Raw genomic sequence first — 16,876 nt, forward strand, 5'->3', positions numbered from 1 at the left:
AGCGGCCCGGTCCGGCAGGACCGGGCCGCTTCTTTTTTGCCTCAGCCCGTTCACTGCCGTGGAGGCGCGGGTGCGGCGCTTCCGGCACCGGCGGCCTGCTGGCCCGGGATGACCGGCGCGACGCCGTTGGCCTCACGGGCCGCCGGCCGGGCGATCGACTCCGTGTCGCCACCGGCCTCGCGGGCCGCCGGCGACGTCGCCTGCTTGCGCATCACGTTCACCGGCGCCGCGCCACGGGCGATCTCGGCGATCGGTTTGAACGTCATCACGCCGTTCTCGAACACCAGCCCGTAGAGCTCCTGGCCGCCGGTGTGGCAGTCGAATCCCTCGGGGCCACCGCAGCCCGACGTCGGGCAGGTGGCGAACGGCATGAAGCCGACGTAGCGGAACCCGTACAGCTGCTTGCCGCAGGGCCCCTCGCCGAGGACCGCCTCGTAGAAGCCGAGGGGCACGTTGGTGGCGTTGACGACGAAACCCTCTCCGCCCGCAGCCATCCGCGCGCCCGCCGCGCCCGCAGGGAGACTGCTGATCAGCGACCCCAGCGCCGTCAGGTTCTCGTCGGTCTGGCTGTCGAGTTGGACGTCGAGACCGGTCAGGTTCCACCCTTGGTCGAGCGAGATCGACGTGTTGTTGATGCCGAAGCCGCTCCGGGCGTGGATCGCGTATTCCTCGCTGAAATCAGGGAGGTAGACCAGATCGATCGCCACCTGGGTTGTCGAGGCTTCACCGGTCACCGTGTTCACGAACGGCGCGAGCTTGAGGTACGGCTTGGGCCGGTAGTAGCGGATCCCCTTGTCGGTCGGTGGCGGGTTCTTGCGCACGAACGTCCGCGGAACGCAGCCGGCCGCGACGAGCGCTACCATGAGAGCGGTCAGACACCCCATCCAATGGACCCGCATCGGTTCACCCTCCGTATCTGGCGGTTTCTGCACCCCGTCACCACCGGAGGATTCGGAACAGTCGGCACCACGACCCCACCCGGACGGGCGGCGGCGTCATCTTTCCGGCACCTTGCCGAGGTTTCCCGGTGCTCCGGCCGGCTTCGTCGGAGATCCACCCCGGCAGGTGGGCGGCGGGGCGTATATTCCGCCGATGCCGTCCTCTGACCGCCCCCCCGCCCGCCGCGACTTCCTCACCACCACTGCCGCGGGCGTCGCGGTGCTGGGAATGGCTCCGGCCCGCGCCAGCGCCGCAGACTCCTCGATGCCGACGTTCCGCGACCACCTGCTCCGTTGCCTCGGCGGGCCCTGGCCCGAGCCCTGCCCGCTCGAGCCGCAGGTCGGGCAGACGACCCGCGCCGACGGCTACCGGATCGAGCGGATCGACTATCAGGTCGAACCCGGCGACCGCGTGCCGGCGCTCGTGCTGGTGCCCGACGGCGTCGACGCCGGCCGCCCGGCCGCCGCCGTCTGCGTCTGGCACCAGCACAACGGCGAGTGGCATCTCGGCAAGAGCGAGCCGGCCGGCCTCGCCGGCGATCCCGCGCAGCACGTCGGCGTGAAGTTGGTGCGCGAGGGCTACGTCGTCCTCTGCCCCGACGCCCTGTGCTTCGAGGAGCGCCGCGACGCGACGCTCGCGAACGGCGACTTCGAGCGCTTCGAGTTCCTCCGCCTCACGGTGGCGGGGAAGTGCATGGCCTGGAAGAACATCCTCGACATGCGCCGGGCGGTGGACTACCTCTGCGGCCGCGCCGACGTCCGCGCCGACAGGATCGGCTGCTTCGGCCACTCGATGGGTTCGACGCACACCTGGCTGGTGGGGCCGTGGGAGGAGCGCCTGGTGTGCCTCGTGGGCAACTGCTGCCTCCCGACCTACGCCGCGATCGAGCGCACGAAGATCCTCCACTGCTTTCCCAACTTCATCCCCGGGATCCACGCCCACGGCGACACGCCCGACATCGCGGCGCTCGTCGCCCCCCGCGCCCTGCTCCTCAACCTCGGCGAGACCGACTCGGGCAGCCCGATCGCCGAGGCGCGCCACGGCGTCGACGCGATCGCGGCCGCGTACCGCGCCGCTGGGGCCGCCGACCGGTTCGCCGCGTTCATCGAGCCGGGGGTCGGCCACGCCCTCACCACGGCGATGTGGGAGCGGACGAGCGCGTGGTTCGGCCGGTTTCTCGGGGGGGCATGATGGCGGCGGTCAGCATCTTCAACGACGTCATCGGCCCGGTGATGCGCGGCCCGTCGAGCTCGCACTGCGCCGCGGCGCTGCGGATCGGACGCATCGCCCGCGATCTCCTCGGCGGCACCCCCGACACGGTGCGCGTCGAGTTCGACCGCGCCGGGTCGCTCCCCACGACGTACCGGTCGCAGGGCTCCGACATGGGCCTGTGCGGCGGGCTGCTCGGCTGGGACTGCACGGCCGCCGGCCTCCCCGAGTCGCCCGCCGCCCTCGCGGCCGCGGGATGCCGTCTGGAGTTCGCCACAGTCGACGTCGGCGACCCCCACCCCGCCACCTACCGCCTCGCGCTGGCCGGCCACGGGCGCCACCACACCCTCCGCGCGATCTCGACCGGCGGGGGCATGATCGACGTCGTCGACATCGACGGCTTCGCGCTGGCGCTCGCCGGCGACGCCCACGAAACGCTGGTCTGGCACGCCGACGGCGCGGTCGCCGAGCGGATCCGCGCCCGGCTGGCCGCCGCAGCCGACATCGACGCGGTTCGGCTCCACGCGCGCGGCGCCGCGGCGGGGGGCGGCTGGCTCGTCCAGGCCAGTGCGGCGGGGTTCGTCGCCGACGACGGCCTCGGGATCGTCCCCGGCGACGGCACCCTGGTGCGGCGCCTCGCACCGGTGCTCCCCGTGCCCACGCGCCGCTCGGCACGGGTCCCGTTCTCGACCGCCGCCGCCCTGCTGGCCGCCGACGCCGGCCGGGGCCTGCCGCTGTCGGACCATGCGATCGACTACGAATGCCAGCGTGGCACCCTGTCCGCCGGGCGCGTGCTGGAGATGATGGACCAGATCGTCCGCATCCTCAGGCGCTCGATCGCCCAGGGGATCGCCGGCACGGACCACGCCGACCGCGTCCTCGGCCACCAGTCGGGGGAGTTCGCCCGACGGCTCGCCGCCGGTCGGCTGCTCGACGGCGGGGCGCTCGACCGGACGGTGCTCTACGTCACGGCACTGATGGAGGTGAAAAGCGCCCTCGGGGTGATCGTGGCGATGCCCACGGCCGGTGCCTGCGCGGCGCTCCCGGGCGTGGTGATCGCCGTCGCCGAGCGGATGGGAAAGGGCGACGACGAAATCGCCCGTGCCCTCCTCGCCGCCGGCCTCGTCGGCGTGTTCATCGCCACCGCCTGGACGTTCGCCGCGGAGGTCGGCGGTTGCCAGGCCGAGGGGGGGGCCGCGGCGGCGATGGCGGCGGCGGCCCTGGTGACCCTCGCCGGCGGGCCGACGCCGCGGGCGCTGGCAGCGGCGTCGATGGCGCTGCAGAGCATGATCGGCTTGGTCTGCGATCCGGTCGCCAACCGCGTCGAGGCGCCGTGCCTGGGAAAGAACGTGATGGCCGCGGCCAACGCCCTGGCCTGTGCGAACATGGCGCTGGCCGGCTTCGACGAGGTGATCCCGCTCGACGAGGTGATCGAGACGGCGCGGCGGGTCGGGAACCAGATGCCCCGCGAGCTGCGCTGCACCGGGCTGGGAGGGCTGTCGATCACGCCGACGTCGCTGGCGATCCAGGCGCGGCTGGAGGGCGGCCGTGCCGGCTGTGGCAGCAACGGCTGCGGCTGCGGGTGAGTTGACGCCACGTCGAGACGGGAATTCGAGGCGGGGAGATCGACCGATGCCGATCCGTTCATGGCCCCTGCTGACGTTGCTCGCCGCACTCTGGGTGGCGCGGGGCACACCGGCCCGGGCCGCCGACCGCCTCCCCAACGTCGTCATCCTCTACGCCGACGACTTCGGATACGGGGACCTCGGGTGCCAGAATCCGGACTCGAAGATCCCCACCCCCCACCTCGACCGCCTCGCCGCGGCAGGAACGCGGTTCACCGACGCCCACAGTTCGTCGGGGGTCTGCACGCCGAGCCGCTACGCGCTCCTCCACGGCCGCGCCCACTGGCGCAAGTTCCACGGGATCGTCAACGCCTTCGACCCGCCGATCCTCGACGCCGAGCGGCTCACACTCGCCGAACTGTTCCGCGGCAAGGGCTACGCCACGGCGGCGATCGGCAAGTGGCACCTCGGCTGGGACTGGGAGGCGATTCGCCGCCCCGGCGCCGAGCCGCGCGTCGAGAAGGGCAACCGCGTGTTCGGCCCGGGCGATTTCGACTGGTCGCGGCCGATCCCCGGCGGTCCGCTCGACCACGGGTTCGACACCTATTTCGGCGACGACGTCCCGAACTTTCCCCCCTACGCGTGGTTCGAGAACGACCGGCTGCCGTTCCCCCCCACCGTCGATCTCGCGATCACGGCCGAGACCGCCGAGGGGAACTGGGAGTGCCGTGCCGGTCCGGCCGTCGCCGGCTGGGATTTCCACGCCGTCATGCCCCGGCTCACCGAGCGCGCCGTGGCGTGGATCGGGGAGCAGTCGGCCGCCCGGCCGTTCTTCCTCTATTTTCCATTCACGTCGCCGCACGCCCCGATCGTGCCCACCGTCGAGTTCGCGGGGCGGTCCGGCGCCGGCGGCTACGGCGACTTCGTCGTCCAGACCGACGCCGCGGTCGGGGCGGTGCTCAACGCCCTCGAGGCGGCCGGACTCGCCGACGACACGATCGTGATCTTCTCCTCCGACAACGGCCCCGAGCGCTACGCCTACGAGCGGATCCGCCGCTTCGGCCACCGGAGCATGGGGCCGCTCCGCGGCCTCAAGCGTGACCTCTGGGAGGGGGGCCACCGCGTGCCGCTGGTCGTCCGCTGGCCGGGCAGGGTGCCGGCCGGCCGGGTGGAACCAGGGCTCGTCGCCCAGATGGACCTGTTCGCCTCGCTGGCGGCGCTGGTCGGTGCGGAGGTCCCGGGGGGGTCGGCCGAGGACAGCCTCGACCAACGGGCGTGCCTGCTCGGCACGGGCCCCTCGCGCCGCACCACGCTGATCCACAATACGGCCGCCGGCCGCTACGCGATCCGCGCTGGCGACTGGGTGCTCATCGACGGGCCGAGCGGCGGCATCAGCCAGGTCCCCGACTGGTACGTTTCCGAGCGCGGCGACACGCCTCACGGCCAGCCGGGGGAACTGTTCGACCTCCGTACCGACCTCGCCCAGAAGCACAACCGCTACGCCGACGAACCCGACCGCGTCGCCGACCTGAGGCGCCGGCTCCGTGAGATCGTCGGCGACCGGCTCACGGCCGGTGGCCGGTAGCCACCGCGGCCGGTCGGCAGCGGCTCGCACGGGGTCCGGCGGCAGTCCGCGGTTCGACTCCACGGCGCGCGACGGAAACGCCGACGAACGTTGGCGGGCATTCTCCCGCGGCACCGGGAAATGCGTTTTTCGCCCGGAAAATTGACTCCGGGCGAACCGCGGGGTAGGCCTGACCGTAGAGGAAGTCACCTCCGGGGATCCCACGATGCGCTTTTCCCTCTCCTGGCCCCGCCGTGTCACGGGGCGCCGCCGCGGGCCGCTCCGCCGCCGTGACCGCCTCGGCTGCGGTGTCCACGCCGCCGGCCTCCACGGCCTGGAGTTGTTCGAGCGGCGCGTGGCCCTGGCCGCCGACTTGGCCGTGAGTGTATTCGAGGCCGATGCCTGGTACGTGCCCGGGTCGCAGACGAGCATCACCTTCGACCTGGTGAACAAGGGCGACGCCGCCGCGACCGGCGCCCAGTTCACCTCGTCGCTGTCGGGTCAGATCACGTCGCCCAACTGGAAGGCGACCTATGCCGGCGGCGCCACCGGCCCGGCCAGCGGGTTCGGCGCGATCGGCGCCACCGTGACGATGCCGGCGGGCGGTTCGGCGCGGTTCACGATCACCGGCGCCATCGGCGCCAACGCCACCGGAGCGCTCGTCAACTCGGCCAACGCGTCGCTCGCCGGCGACGGCAACACGGCCGACAACACCGCCGTCGCCACGCTGCGGTTCGTCCCCAAGTCGGTCGTCGCCACCAACGACGCCGCCTACGCCAGCACCTCGATCGTCCGCCTCCTCGACCCGGCCACCGGCGGCACGCGCACGACGGCGTTCGCCTTCGAGCCGGGTTTCAAGGGAGGCGTGCGGACCGCGATCGGGGACCTCGACGGCGACGGCAAGCCGGAGATCGTCGCCACCCCCGGCGTGGGGCGCGTGGCCGAAGTCGTGGTCCTCCGCCAGGAGGTGAGCGACTCCGGTGCGGTCACGCTCGTCAAGGATCCGCGCTACTCCCTGGCACCGTTCGGCACCGGGGAGCGGCGCGGGATGGCGGTCGCCGTCGCCGACTTCAACGCCGACGGCCGCGACGACTTCGCCTTCGCGCGCTCGAGCGGGGCCGGCGAGGTGCGCGTCTACCATGCGACTGCCGCCGGCGGTCTGGCCTTCGCCAAGTCGTTCACGCCGTCGATCCCCGGCAACTTCACCGGCGTGTCGCTGTCGGCCGCCGACTTCGGCACGTTCGCCTCCGGCGCGGTCGTCGACGCCTCGCGCCCCGACGGCAAGGCCGAGCTGGTCGTCGCCAGCGGGGCGGGGGTCGCGCCCTTGGTGCAGGTCGTCGATCTGTCGGCGGCGACGCCCGCGGTCGTCGATTCGATCCGGCCGTTCACGGCGGCGTTCCGCGGCGGGCTGAGCGTCTCGACGGGGCGCGTCGATCCCGACGCCATCCCCGATATCATCGCGGCCCAGGGGTCAGGGGGCACGTCGCAGGTCGAGATCTACGACGGCCGCGTCGGCAGCGCCACCAACGCCCTGCTGGCGCCGGCGTTCACCGCCTTCGCCGCGCGGCCGCTTTCCAGCCGCCGCGGTCCGGTGACGACCGCCGGCATCGACATCGACGGCGACGCCCGGATCGATTCGATCCAGCTGTCGCAGGCCTCCGCGGTGGGCACCGCCGTCCAGCAGGTCTCGGTCCTCGGGGCGCCGAAGGGGTCGACGACCTCCGGGGCCGGCGCGACGCGGGTCGCCAGCGCCGAGTCGCGGCTGGTCAACGATGTCCAGTCGGCGGTGTTCCAGGCGACCGCGTCCGGGCTCAAGTTCCGCGAGGTGATCGTCGGCACCGGCGTCAGCCCGAGCTCGGCCTCGGCGACGGTCAAGGTCGACTACGAGGGTCGGCTGATCGACGGGACGAAGTTCGACGGCAACACCGGTGCATCGTTCAACCTGTCCGGCGTCGTCGCCGGGTTCAGGGAAGGGATCCAGTCGATGAAGGTCGGCGGCCGGCGGATCCTCGTCATCCCGGCGAACCTGGCCTACGGTACCAACCCGCCCGCCGGAAGCTCGATCCCCGCCAACGCCACGCTGGTGTTCGACGTGGCGCTGCTGGAGACGACCTGACCTCCGTCAGCTCCAGGCCGGCGGCGGTGTCTCGAGCGCCGTCGCGAGGCGCGTGAGGTATTCCCGCCGCGGGATCTCCACGCAGCCCTGGCGCACGAGGTGCGGATTGGCGACCTGCACGTCGAACAGGCCGTAGCCGAGGGCCCGGAGCCGGTCGACGAGGAAGGCGAAGGCGATCTTCGAGGCGTCGCGGCGCGTGTGGAACATCGACTCCCCGGCGAACAGCCCGCCGACCGCCACGCCGTAGATGCCGCCGACGAGCGAACGCCCGCCGACCCCGGTCTCCCAGACCTCGACACTGTGGGCCCACCCGAGCCGGTGGAGCTCGCCATAGCCGCGCTCGACCTCGGGGATGATCCAGGTGTCGCCGCGGCGCGTCTGGCCGCACATCCGCACCACGCCGGCGAAGTCCTCGTCGACGGTCACGGCGAACGGATGCCGCCGCAGCGTGCGGTCGAAACGGCGCGGGCGGTGGACCGTCTCGCCCAACGGGTAGATGCAACGCGGGTCGGGGGAACACCAGATCACCAGCGGCTCCCCGTCGTCGTCGGCGACGCTGCCATCGGGCCAGGGGAAGATCCCGCGCCGGTAGGCGGCCAAGAGCGTGCCGGGGGAGAAATCGCAGCCGACCGCCACGGCGCCGGCGTTCTCGCGCGAGCCGCGGCGCGGGTCGGTGAAGCGGACGACCGAGCGCGGCGGCTCGACGGGGGGATGGGGGACGCGCGGCACCACGCGCGACAGCATACCGCGCGACAGTCGCCTACCAGCGCGCCTCGACGCCAAGGTGGGCGCCCTGGAAGAACACGCTCCCCGTCGTGCTGATCGCCGTTCCAGCCTGGGGATCGACGTTGGCCGAGAGGTCGAATTGATCGGCAGCCAGCGCCACCCCGGTGAGCCAGAGAAGGTCGTACCCGAAGCGGAGTCCCCACACGTCGGTGATCCGCCACACCCCTCCCATCGTGATCTCGGCAATCATCCCCATGTCGCCGTCGGTCGAGGCGCGCGCCGTCCGAAACGGATCGTCGGGGGCGAGCTGGTCGAAGAACCGCTGCGACTGCCGCAGCGACGTCCCGGCCGGGCCGACCTTGGCAGTGAAGTCGGCCGCCCAGCGCTGCCAATTCCACCGCCCACGGGCACCGATTTGGCCGGCGAACAAGTTCGACGACGCCTGGACGCCGTAGGTGCTCGGCGCCGGCGCCCCCGCCGGGACGATCCCCAGCGTCGCCGCGTCCTCGAGACCGGCCCAGCGGAATCCGACGATCCAGTCCCACTGCCCACCGGCGTACCAGTCACAGCGCTGCCAGGGATAGCGCGACGAACGGTCGTAGCCGCCGTCGTAGGCGTGGAACAGCAGATTGAGTTCGGCCGTGTTGAGCTGCGTGGCGGTCGAGACGCTCGCCAGCGTGCCCCCCGAGAGGCCGGCGGAGGTGAAGCCCAACTCGCCGGCCGCCTGGAGCGTGCCGGCGGCGCTGCCGATGGTCGAGTCGGCGTCCATCCCCCAGGCACCGAGCCAGCCCGCTTCCCAGCCGAGGCCGTCGGCGGCGTACTCGCCGTACGCCAGCCGGGCACCGGTGCCGATCACGCTCTGCGTGTCGCCGGCGGTGAGCAGCGGCGCGTCGGGCGCGGTCGCATCGACGACCAGCGACCGATCGACAGCGGCGTTGTTCTTCTGGAGAAACAGCGCCTCGGCGACGACGTACTGGCGCGGGTCGGCTTGCGGCCACTGCGCGCTGGCGGCCGGAACGGCCAGCAGCGACAGCATGAGGACGACGAACCGTGGGCCGCCGGCCCGACCGCGCGGCTGACCGAGCCGGTCGGCTGACGTGAGCGTCATTCCAGTCGTCCCCCCGTCCGTTCCTGGCGGCACACCCGGCACACCCGGAATATTCGTCACCCTCGGCCTGAGGCATGAGGAACGACGCACGAACGTGGAGCCGCGGCGGAAACGGCGAAACCTGGAGAAACCCTGCCGCCGCGGCCAGGTGGGCTGCGGAAGCGGGTGAGGGAGCGGTGGCGGTGCGGTCGCCCGAACTCCGCCTTGGGAGCTCGTGGAAAAACTGATGATGCCGCCGCTGGCGACCCGGGAACCTTGGCGTTTCCCGCGGTCGCCTGCGGGGACACTGGCCTCGGAGGGCGTTTGTCCACGGACAGTCAGGGGCCGACGCCGGCCGCAGGCGGGATCGTCGCCGGCCCGCGCGGAGGACCCGATGCGGGAGGTGCCGCGGCGGGGGCGAGGCCCCCTTGGGGATACCCTGCCGGCGGACCACCCGGCCCGCCCGGCGACGGGATCGCACCGCGTGGCAGTCCGGCCGCACCCGCGGCGAGCAACATTCCGATCGCCCGCAGCGCGCCGTCGTCGACGTCGAGGTCGAGTTGGATGCCCCGCTTGATCGGCTTCACCTGCAGGTCAACCAATCCTCCAGGAAGCGCGGCGCCGGCCGCGGGCGCTCCGGGAGTGATTCCGTTGGGATCAGACGGGAACCCGCCGCCGACGGGATAGCCACTGCCCGCCGGCGGCACGGTGGGCGGAACTCCGCCGCCGGACGGATAACCGCTGCCGGCCGGCGGCGTCCCGCCGGGATAGCCACCGCTGGGATAGCCGCCTCCTCCCGGCGGACCGCCCCCGCCCCCCGGGTAGCCCCCCGCGCCCTGCGCCGCCTGACCGACCGCGTCGGCACGGCCGCGCGGCGAATTGGAGTAGTTGTCGCCCCCCGCGCCGGTCCCCGCTGGCGCGGCGCCGGTGGCACTTGGCAGCACGGCAGCCAACTGGGTGGCGGCCGGCATGAGCGGCGCGAGGCGCCCCGGGTCGATCCGCAGCACGATCGGGGCGCGCTTCGCGGAACCAGCCTGCTGGGCCAGAGCCCACTCCCCCATCGCCAACGACTCCGGTCCCATCGTCAGCGCCAGCGCCTGCGTGCCGCAGGCGAGGTGCATCGGTCCGCCGCCGGGCGCGACACCGGTCGGGCCCGATGCCGGAGTGAGTGAATGGCTGCGAAACCCGGGCCCCTCCTTGACTCCCGGCGTGATCGTCATCCCCGGAACCTGCGGCAGCGCCCGGACCGCTGCCTCGAACGCGCTGCCGAACGCCGCCGCCTTCGCGCCGTGGGCCACGACCAGCGTCTGCATCCCCCCCTGCTGCGCCGCGAACAACGACACGCGCTGGTCGAGCCGGTCTCCGGCCAGCACCTCGCGCGCAGCCGCCATCGCCGCCTCGACGGCGCGCACGGCCGTCTCGCCACCGGGCTGGGCGGCGAGCGGGGCCATCAGTTCCCGGACCTTGCCGAAGGCGGGCTGGACGGTGGTCGCGATCAGGTCGCGGGCCTTCTGGTTGAGCGGCACCGAGACGACACAGTCGAGCACCTCCGCCCCCGACGGCGGGGCGAACGGGCTCTCGACCGCCGCGAAGCCGTCCATCATGTCGGCCAGCGACGAGCTGGGCTTGGCGAGCAGGGCCATGTCGAGGGCGAGCTTCCTGCCCTTCTTGTCGATCGTGAGGTCGAGACGGAACGAGTCGGCGTCGGTGGTCAGCGTGCGCGACGCATCCATTCCGGCGTCGAACGCCCACCGCCCGCCGGCCAGCGCCTGCGCGGCCCCGGGCATCGAGCCGAGTTGGGCTTCGAGCTGCTTCCGCTGCTCCGCTTCGAGCGCCGCGGCCTGGTCGATCATCGCGGCAACGTACTCGGCGGACAGCGTCTGGTAGTTGACGCGCACGGAGATGTCGGCCGTGGGCGCGGTGCCGCCCGGTGCCGGTGCCGCGGCGAGCGCGGCGGCCGACGTCGACAGCACGGCGTGCTCCTCGTCGCAGCGGACGAGCACCGGCTGCGGCACGCCGGGGAGCGTCATCTCGAGGAGGCCGTCGACCTCGCGACTCCCGGCAAAGATCGACTTGAGCGTGTCGCGCGCCTGCTTGGCACTCTTGAACGGCAGGAAGACCACGATCTCCGTCGGCTTGCCGTCGACCACCGGAATCAGTGCCACAAGCGGCCGCTTGACGTCGAACCCCGCCAGCGGTTTGCCGCCGGTCGCGGCCGCCATCGCCCCCGGCAGCGCCATCGCCACCAGCGGCTGCTGGAGGGCTTCGCCCAGATAGGTGCCGGCTTCGAGCAGCGCTGCATAGCTGCGCACGGTGATCCGCACGTACGGCTTGGCCTGCGCTTCGGCTGCCGCCGTCCCGATCGGCGGCTCGGGGGGCTTGGCGGCGTCGGGCTTCGGCTCGGCAGGACGCGACGTGAGGTTCGCGACGTACGACCGGTCGGCTGCCGAGAGCTTCGCCAGCGGCACGCGGATTTCGCGCCCCTCCTCGAGGCGGAGCACGACCACGTCGCCGTCGAGCCGGACGAACTCGGCTTCGCGCGAGAAGCTCCCCGTCGCATCGCGCCAGGTGCGCAGTTCGCCGGCGCCGGCGACCGCCGCCACCGCTGCCACCAGCAGCGCCCCGAACAATCCCCGACCGCCGCGCCGTGCCTTCATCGCCACCCCTCCCACTGCCGGTGGGGCCGACCGACCCCACCAGCCACCACCTTGTCCGATTCCACGCCGCCGGGCAAGCCGAGCTGGGAGTGGCGTCCGAGGGCGAGCCGGTCCCCCTCTCTCCGCCCCCCCGCTCCAGCTACAAAAGAGCCCGTCCGCCAGGAGGCCGCCGCATGCCACGTTTCACAAGCTCTCCCCCCGCGGTCGCCGTCGCGCTGGTGGGCCTGCTCGCGACCGCGTCCGCTCCGGCCTCCGACTGGCCGCAGTGGCGCGGCCCCGACGGCCAGGGGCACGGCGGTGCCGCGGTGCTACCGGTGCGGTGGAGCGAGACGGAGAACGTCGCCTGGAAGACCGTCGTGCCGGGGCGCGGATGGTCGTCGCCGGTCGTCGCCGGCGGTCGGGTTTGGCTCACCGCCGCGGTCGAACGGGAGCCGACCGCGGAGCAGCGCCAGCGCCACCTCGCGGGGCGGGCCCCCGGCGAACCCCTGGCCATCGCCGGCACCGTCACCCTCCACGCGCTGTGCGTCGACGCGGCGACGGGGCGGATGCTCCACGACGTCGAGCTGTTCACCGTCGCCGACCCGCAGCCGATCCACGCGCTCAATTCCTTCGCCTCGCCGTCGCCGGTCATCGCCGGCGGGCGGTTGTTCTGCCACTTCGGCGACTTCGGCACCGCCGCCGTCGACACGGCGACGGCGCACGTCGCGTGGCGCTCGCGCGAGGTGCGCCTCGACCATGAGAACGGCCCTGGCAGCACGCCGGTGGTGTGGCGCGACAGGCTCGTCGTCCACTGCGACGGCAAGGACCGGCAGGAGGTCGTCGCCTTCGACACCGCCACCGGCGCGATCGCCTGGCGGACGCCGCGGTCGGGCGCGATGCGCGATGATCCGCAGCTCCGCAAAGCCTACGGCACGCCGCTGGTCGTGGACCTCGGCGGCCGCGACATCGTCGTCTCGCCCGGCGCCGACTGGTTGTATGGCTACGATCCGGCGACGGGGCGCGAGGACTGGAAGCTGGCCTACGGCGTCCTCGGGTTCTCGACGGTGCCGAGGCCGGTCGCCGCTCACGGCCTGCTGTACGTGATCACCGGCTACATGCAGCCGGAGCTGCTCGCCATCCGGCCCGGCGCCCCGGTGCCCGAGATCGCGTGGCGCGTCAGGAAAGGAGTGCCGACGATTCCCTCGCCGCTGGTCGTCGGTGACGAACTGTTCATGGTCGCAGACAAGGGGATCGCCACCGGCCTCGACGCGAAGACGGGGGAGATCCTGTGGAGCGAACGGCTCGGGGGCAACTTCTGCGCCTCGCCGCTGGTCGCCGGCGGGCGGATCTACGCCTGCAACCGCGAGGGGGAATCGTTCGTCCTCGCCACGGGGCGCGCATTCCGGCTCGAGGCGAAAAACGTCCTCGACGGCCGGATCTTCGCGACGCCGGCGGTCGCCGACGGTGCGCTGTTCATCCGCACCGACACGGCGCTGTACCGGATCGGCCCACCGCCGGCCACTGCCGCGGCCCCCTGAGAGACGGTTGCCGTGAGCGAGACTTTCAACGCACGCGCGCCTGCCACGGCGCGGCGATCCGACGAATGAACCACGTGGTTTTCCCACGCCGCGCTTCACCGGTATGCTCCATCCGATGGCACACCGCTGCCGCGGCGACCGCGACCGGCAGCGGCTTCCTGCCGCGCCGCTTCGACGCCCCCGTAGCTCAGTGGATAGAGCGACGGTTTCCTAAACCGTAGGTCGCAGGTTCGATCCCTGCCGGGGGTAGTCTTTTTGAGCCGCATTCAGGACGTCCAGCGATTTTTAGCGGGATTCGTGCCAGTGTGACGGTTCCTGAACCCCGCTGACGGGCGTTGATGGTGCCGGATTTGGTGCCGGAATTCCGGTCGCCGCCTCCCAGTCCGCCGGTCGCACCGCATGGTAGTGCCGGCGCCGCATCCGGGCCGAGTTGCCGATCCACGCGTTGATCACCTTCTCGGGGATCCCGCGCCGCTCGAGGTCGTCGGAGCAGCTACCCCGTAGGTTCACGAACAGCTTCGGCCAGACTTCGACGTTGGCCTTGGTCACCACGATCCGTTTGGCGTGCGTGGCGACGTTCGTCGTGCTGCGGACGCGCGGGACGACGTACACGGCCCCCTCTTTCCGATTGCGGTAGGCCTGCTCGATGTGCGGCCTGAGTTCGGCGAAGATCCGCACGACGCGGGTGCCGCGGCCGGCGTGGTGCTCCACCTTCGGCTCGTGAACAGTGAACCGGGCGTTCTCCCAGTCGACGTCGTCCCACTTGACATTCGCCACCTCGCTGGGGAAACGGAGGCCGGCGTATCGCGGCAGCGCGAAGACCAGAGCCCAATCATCGTCGGGGCACGCGGCGATGACCCTCTCTATCGTCTCCGCCGGCACGTAGACGATCCTCGAGTCGTTCTCCTGCGTGCCGCAGGCGATGTCGGCGAACGGATTGGCGGGAATCAACCGCGACCCGACGGCGGCCTTGAGGAACTGCCGCGCCCGCCGCAAATCGACGGAGGCCGAGGCTGGTGCGAACTTGTCGAGGAGCCACCGCATGTAGGCGTCGCGTCCCCATCGCTAATCGCGGCGAGCGTCCGCTCCTTGCCGAAGAACTCCTCGAGCACGAGCCGGGCCCGCGCCTGACTGGCTGGCCATGGACCGCCCGCACCCTCTCGAGATCTCGTCGGCTGGCGGCACCGCCCTGACGATCCAATCCACGCTCAAACCGGTTTCGGCCGCTCCCGGCGCCATCCGCCGAAAAAAGCTCGCATAACCGCCCCAGAACAGCCGGGCTCATGCCTTTCGCAATGCCGCGAGCGTGCGGCCAGGGGCCGAACCGCCACCACGACTCACCGCAAGCGCATGGTGCATATGGGGTTGCGTCACGTTTTGCCACGACACCACGCAGTCCTTGATTGGCCAAGCAAATTGCGTATATTTCTGTTATGAACATGGCCGATAAATCAGCAGAGGCCCCGGAAGACTCGGTCGGGGTACCCGAACGTGCTGTTCGCATTAGCCTCGTAGCCTTTCAGGACATGCATCATTTGGTGCTGCGTCGACTGGCCGCTCGTGCGCAGATTCGAAGGCATGCCCAGAAACTCGCTGCCTGGCAGCCTGAAACACGCGGCGTCGCCGACTTAGACATCGAAAGCATCGAAGATACAGGACTTCATGCAGCCATTGTGACCGATGATCTAGGCTGCGGGCCCGGGTATCGGATCGTTTTTTGCGAGCAACTCGACTCCCCCGCAAATGGCACGATATGCATCATCGCGATTCTTCGTCTGGATGAAAACATCTCCGGACCGATGAAGACGATTTTGAAAGGCCGCGCCGCTATCGCTCACAACAGGCTCACGCTCTGGGCCGAATAGCGAACCACTTTCGAGGCAACAACATGCCTGCATCAACAGACACCCCACGGGACCTATCGCTGTCGCCTACGGACCTGCCGCACCTACTCATCCAGCAACTCCAGGCAAGTCAAGAAGGCAAAGGTTTCCTGCGTCATCTTTTGGAGTGTTCCGACGACGTCAGGAAGGTTGCTCTCGAAATGCTAGGAGTGCTGAATGATCCTTCCCTAACGCCTGCCGAGAAGCAACGCGCAGGCATGACATTGGCAGACGCGCTGTTTCCGAGGTCCGATGAATGCGGTGAGTACGGAATGGACTTGCAGGCTTCCGAGAGCGGAGCCGCGTCACGGTTCCCCGCCCTCGCGAATGAAGTCCAGAAAATGAAATCCCAGGAAGCCGCTTTCGCTGAACGGTTGAGCAAACTCATGCACGCCAAGTGCATCAGCCAGACAGAGTTGGCTAAGCTCATTGGATGTTCGCAGCCGGCGATTTCCCAGATGCTCAATCGTAAGTGCCGTCCACAGAAACGAACTATTTTCAAGCTGGCTTCTGCCATGAACGTCTCCGCATCCGAACTTTGGCCCGATATCGAGCTCAGCTCAATGCTCGATGCGATCTCGGCCGCCCAAGTTGACGACACACCCATGAGCGAGGCCGAAGCCAAGGCTCTTGACGAGAATGCGCCTCGAAACAGGCCGACAGCACGCCCGCAGACCTTGCCAAAGCGCACTCGCTGAGGCACCAATTTATGGCTGAGGACTTGCCAGCGCTTTACGCGGTCGATTTTTCGGAGCGAGAGCGAGAACGTTTGGCGGGAGTGTCTTTCGGAGAGGGAATCTACGGTGACCTTGTCACCGAATGGCTGCTTGGCTCGGACTGTCAGGGGTCCATGGAACGCGGCACGAGAGTTTGGCTATTTGAGTCTGAAGACAATCAAATCGTTGGAGTTGGCTCGCTTGGTGTCTCCCGCCGACCTTGGCCGCCCCCTCGCGGCGATTACAGAACAGTCCTTTTGATTCCTATGTTTGGTGTCACGGCACCGTTCTAAGGATCCCAACACTCGGCATCGCCTCACTACTCTGAACGAATCTTTCAGTACCTACTCTCCGAGGTTCCCGAAACCATAGCCATGCTGCGGCAGAATGGTAGTAACTCTCTTGTGGGCCGTCTTGTTGTTTACGTTCACGAGTCTAACCATCGCGCTTTGCGATTCTGGCGACGCATGGGATTCGAGATCGTGCCAGACGCCCGCCACCATGGAGATCACCACATCTTACAGATGTGGGTCGACAACGATTCCTGACGGTGCGTGCATGGCCTGCATTCAGGGCGATCGCACCATATGTCAAAGGCTGAAAAGGACTTTGAGCTGGTAGTCGTCGCTCCCGCCTGCGGAAAGGCCCTTGTTCTTCAGTCCGAGCTTGGCGGTCTTCTCGTTCTTGAGCAGCGTCAGGGCGATCCTGGATAAAGCAACAGCCCTTCGGTAAATCGCGAGTTTCAGAGGCGGGTCATCTGGCTCCCATGGCAGGGCAATCGCATCTTAATCGGCCTGTTTTCCCGTCAGAATTCCTTCCAAGACATCGTTACACCAGCCTGCTTGGAGTCGTTTGCCCCGAATCGAGCAATTTTTCACGGAAGTGTCTCGCTTGAGA

Annotated in this window: 11 protein-coding genes, 1 tRNA gene and 1 pseudogene; 8 read left to right on the forward strand and 5 right to left on the reverse strand. The window is 70.2% G+C overall.

Annotation, left to right across the window (positions count from 1 at the left end; translation table 11 throughout):
- Positions 1-50: 50 nt before the first annotated feature.
- A complete protein-coding gene (locus tag FJ309_04040) occupies positions 51-899 on the reverse strand; it encodes a hypothetical protein (GenBank protein MBM3953778.1) in 849 nt (282 codons plus the stop codon).
- Between the two features lie 304 nt (positions 900-1,203).
- On the opposite strand from FJ309_04040, the gene FJ309_04045 reads away from it, so the two are divergent.
- The 4 genes from FJ309_04045 to FJ309_04060 all read left to right on the forward strand — a co-directional run bounded on the left by FJ309_04045 (position 1,204) and on the right by FJ309_04060 (position 7,393).
- Entirely contained in the window at positions 1,204-2,130 is a 927-nt protein-coding gene (locus FJ309_04045) for a hypothetical protein (GenBank protein ID MBM3953779.1), read from the forward strand.
- A 41-nt stretch (positions 2,131-2,171) separates the two neighbouring features.
- Positions 2,172-3,734, forward strand: a complete 1,563-nt coding sequence (locus FJ309_04050) for a serine dehydratase (protein MBM3953780.1) — start codon at positions 2,172-2,174, stop codon at positions 3,732-3,734.
- Between the two features lie 46 nt (positions 3,735-3,780).
- The gene (locus FJ309_04055; GenBank protein MBM3953781.1) at positions 3,781-5,298 is read left to right on the forward strand and encodes an arylsulfatase; all 1,518 of its coding nucleotides are present in this window, start codon (positions 3,781-3,783) and stop codon (positions 5,296-5,298) included.
- A gap of 205 nt (positions 5,299-5,503) precedes the next feature.
- The gene (locus FJ309_04060) at positions 5,504-7,393 is read left to right on the forward strand and encodes a hypothetical protein (GenBank protein ID MBM3953782.1); all 1,890 of its coding nucleotides are present in this window, start codon (positions 5,504-5,506) and stop codon (positions 7,391-7,393) included.
- Positions 7,394-7,399: 6 nt separating this feature from the next.
- Here the strand turns inward: FJ309_04060 and FJ309_04065 are convergent, their stop codons facing one another.
- The 3 genes and pseudogenes from FJ309_04065 to FJ309_04075 form a co-directional block, all read right to left on the reverse strand.
- The gene (locus tag FJ309_04065) at positions 7,400-8,137 is read right to left on the reverse strand and encodes a leucyl/phenylalanyl-tRNA--protein transferase (GenBank protein MBM3953783.1); all 738 of its coding nucleotides are present in this window, start codon (positions 8,135-8,137) and stop codon (positions 7,400-7,402) included.
- Between the two features lie 16 nt (positions 8,138-8,153).
- Complete coding sequence (locus FJ309_04070; protein ID MBM3953784.1) at positions 8,154-9,227, reverse strand: hypothetical protein; 1,074 nt, start codon at positions 9,225-9,227, stop codon at positions 8,154-8,156.
- A gap of 2,390 nt (positions 9,228-11,617) precedes the next feature.
- Positions 11,618-11,863 (reverse strand): annotated as a pseudogene (locus FJ309_04075) (hypothetical protein).
- 173 nt (positions 11,864-12,036) lie between these two features.
- On the opposite strand from FJ309_04075, the gene FJ309_04080 reads away from it, so the two are divergent.
- Both FJ309_04080 and FJ309_04085 read left to right on the forward strand, forming a co-directional pair.
- The gene (locus FJ309_04080; GenBank protein MBM3953785.1) at positions 12,037-13,380 is read left to right on the forward strand and encodes a serine/threonine protein kinase; all 1,344 of its coding nucleotides are present in this window, start codon (positions 12,037-12,039) and stop codon (positions 13,378-13,380) included.
- Positions 13,381-13,556: 176 nt separating this feature from the next.
- Positions 13,557-13,629: transfer RNA gene (locus FJ309_04085), tRNA-Arg, on the forward strand.
- A gap of 36 nt (positions 13,630-13,665) precedes the next feature.
- On the opposite strand, the gene FJ309_04090 is transcribed toward FJ309_04085, so the two are convergent.
- The gene (locus FJ309_04090) at positions 13,666-14,424 is read right to left on the reverse strand and encodes a site-specific integrase (GenBank protein MBM3953786.1); all 759 of its coding nucleotides are present in this window, start codon (positions 14,422-14,424) and stop codon (positions 13,666-13,668) included.
- A gap of 359 nt (positions 14,425-14,783) precedes the next feature.
- Here FJ309_04090 and FJ309_04095 point away from each other — a divergent pair, with 359 nt between their 5' ends.
- Both FJ309_04095 and FJ309_04100 read left to right on the forward strand, forming a co-directional pair.
- The gene (locus tag FJ309_04095; protein ID MBM3953787.1) at positions 14,784-15,245 is read left to right on the forward strand and encodes a hypothetical protein; all 462 of its coding nucleotides are present in this window, start codon (positions 14,784-14,786) and stop codon (positions 15,243-15,245) included.
- Between the two features lie 23 nt (positions 15,246-15,268).
- Complete coding sequence (locus FJ309_04100; protein MBM3953788.1) at positions 15,269-15,961, forward strand: helix-turn-helix transcriptional regulator; 693 nt, start codon at positions 15,269-15,271, stop codon at positions 15,959-15,961.
- The last annotated feature ends 915 nt before the right edge of the window (positions 15,962-16,876 follow it).

The organism is Planctomycetota bacterium (genome assembly GCA_016872555.1).
Taxonomy (GTDB): domain Bacteria; phylum Planctomycetota; class Planctomycetia; order Pirellulales; family UBA1268; genus F1-20-MAGs016.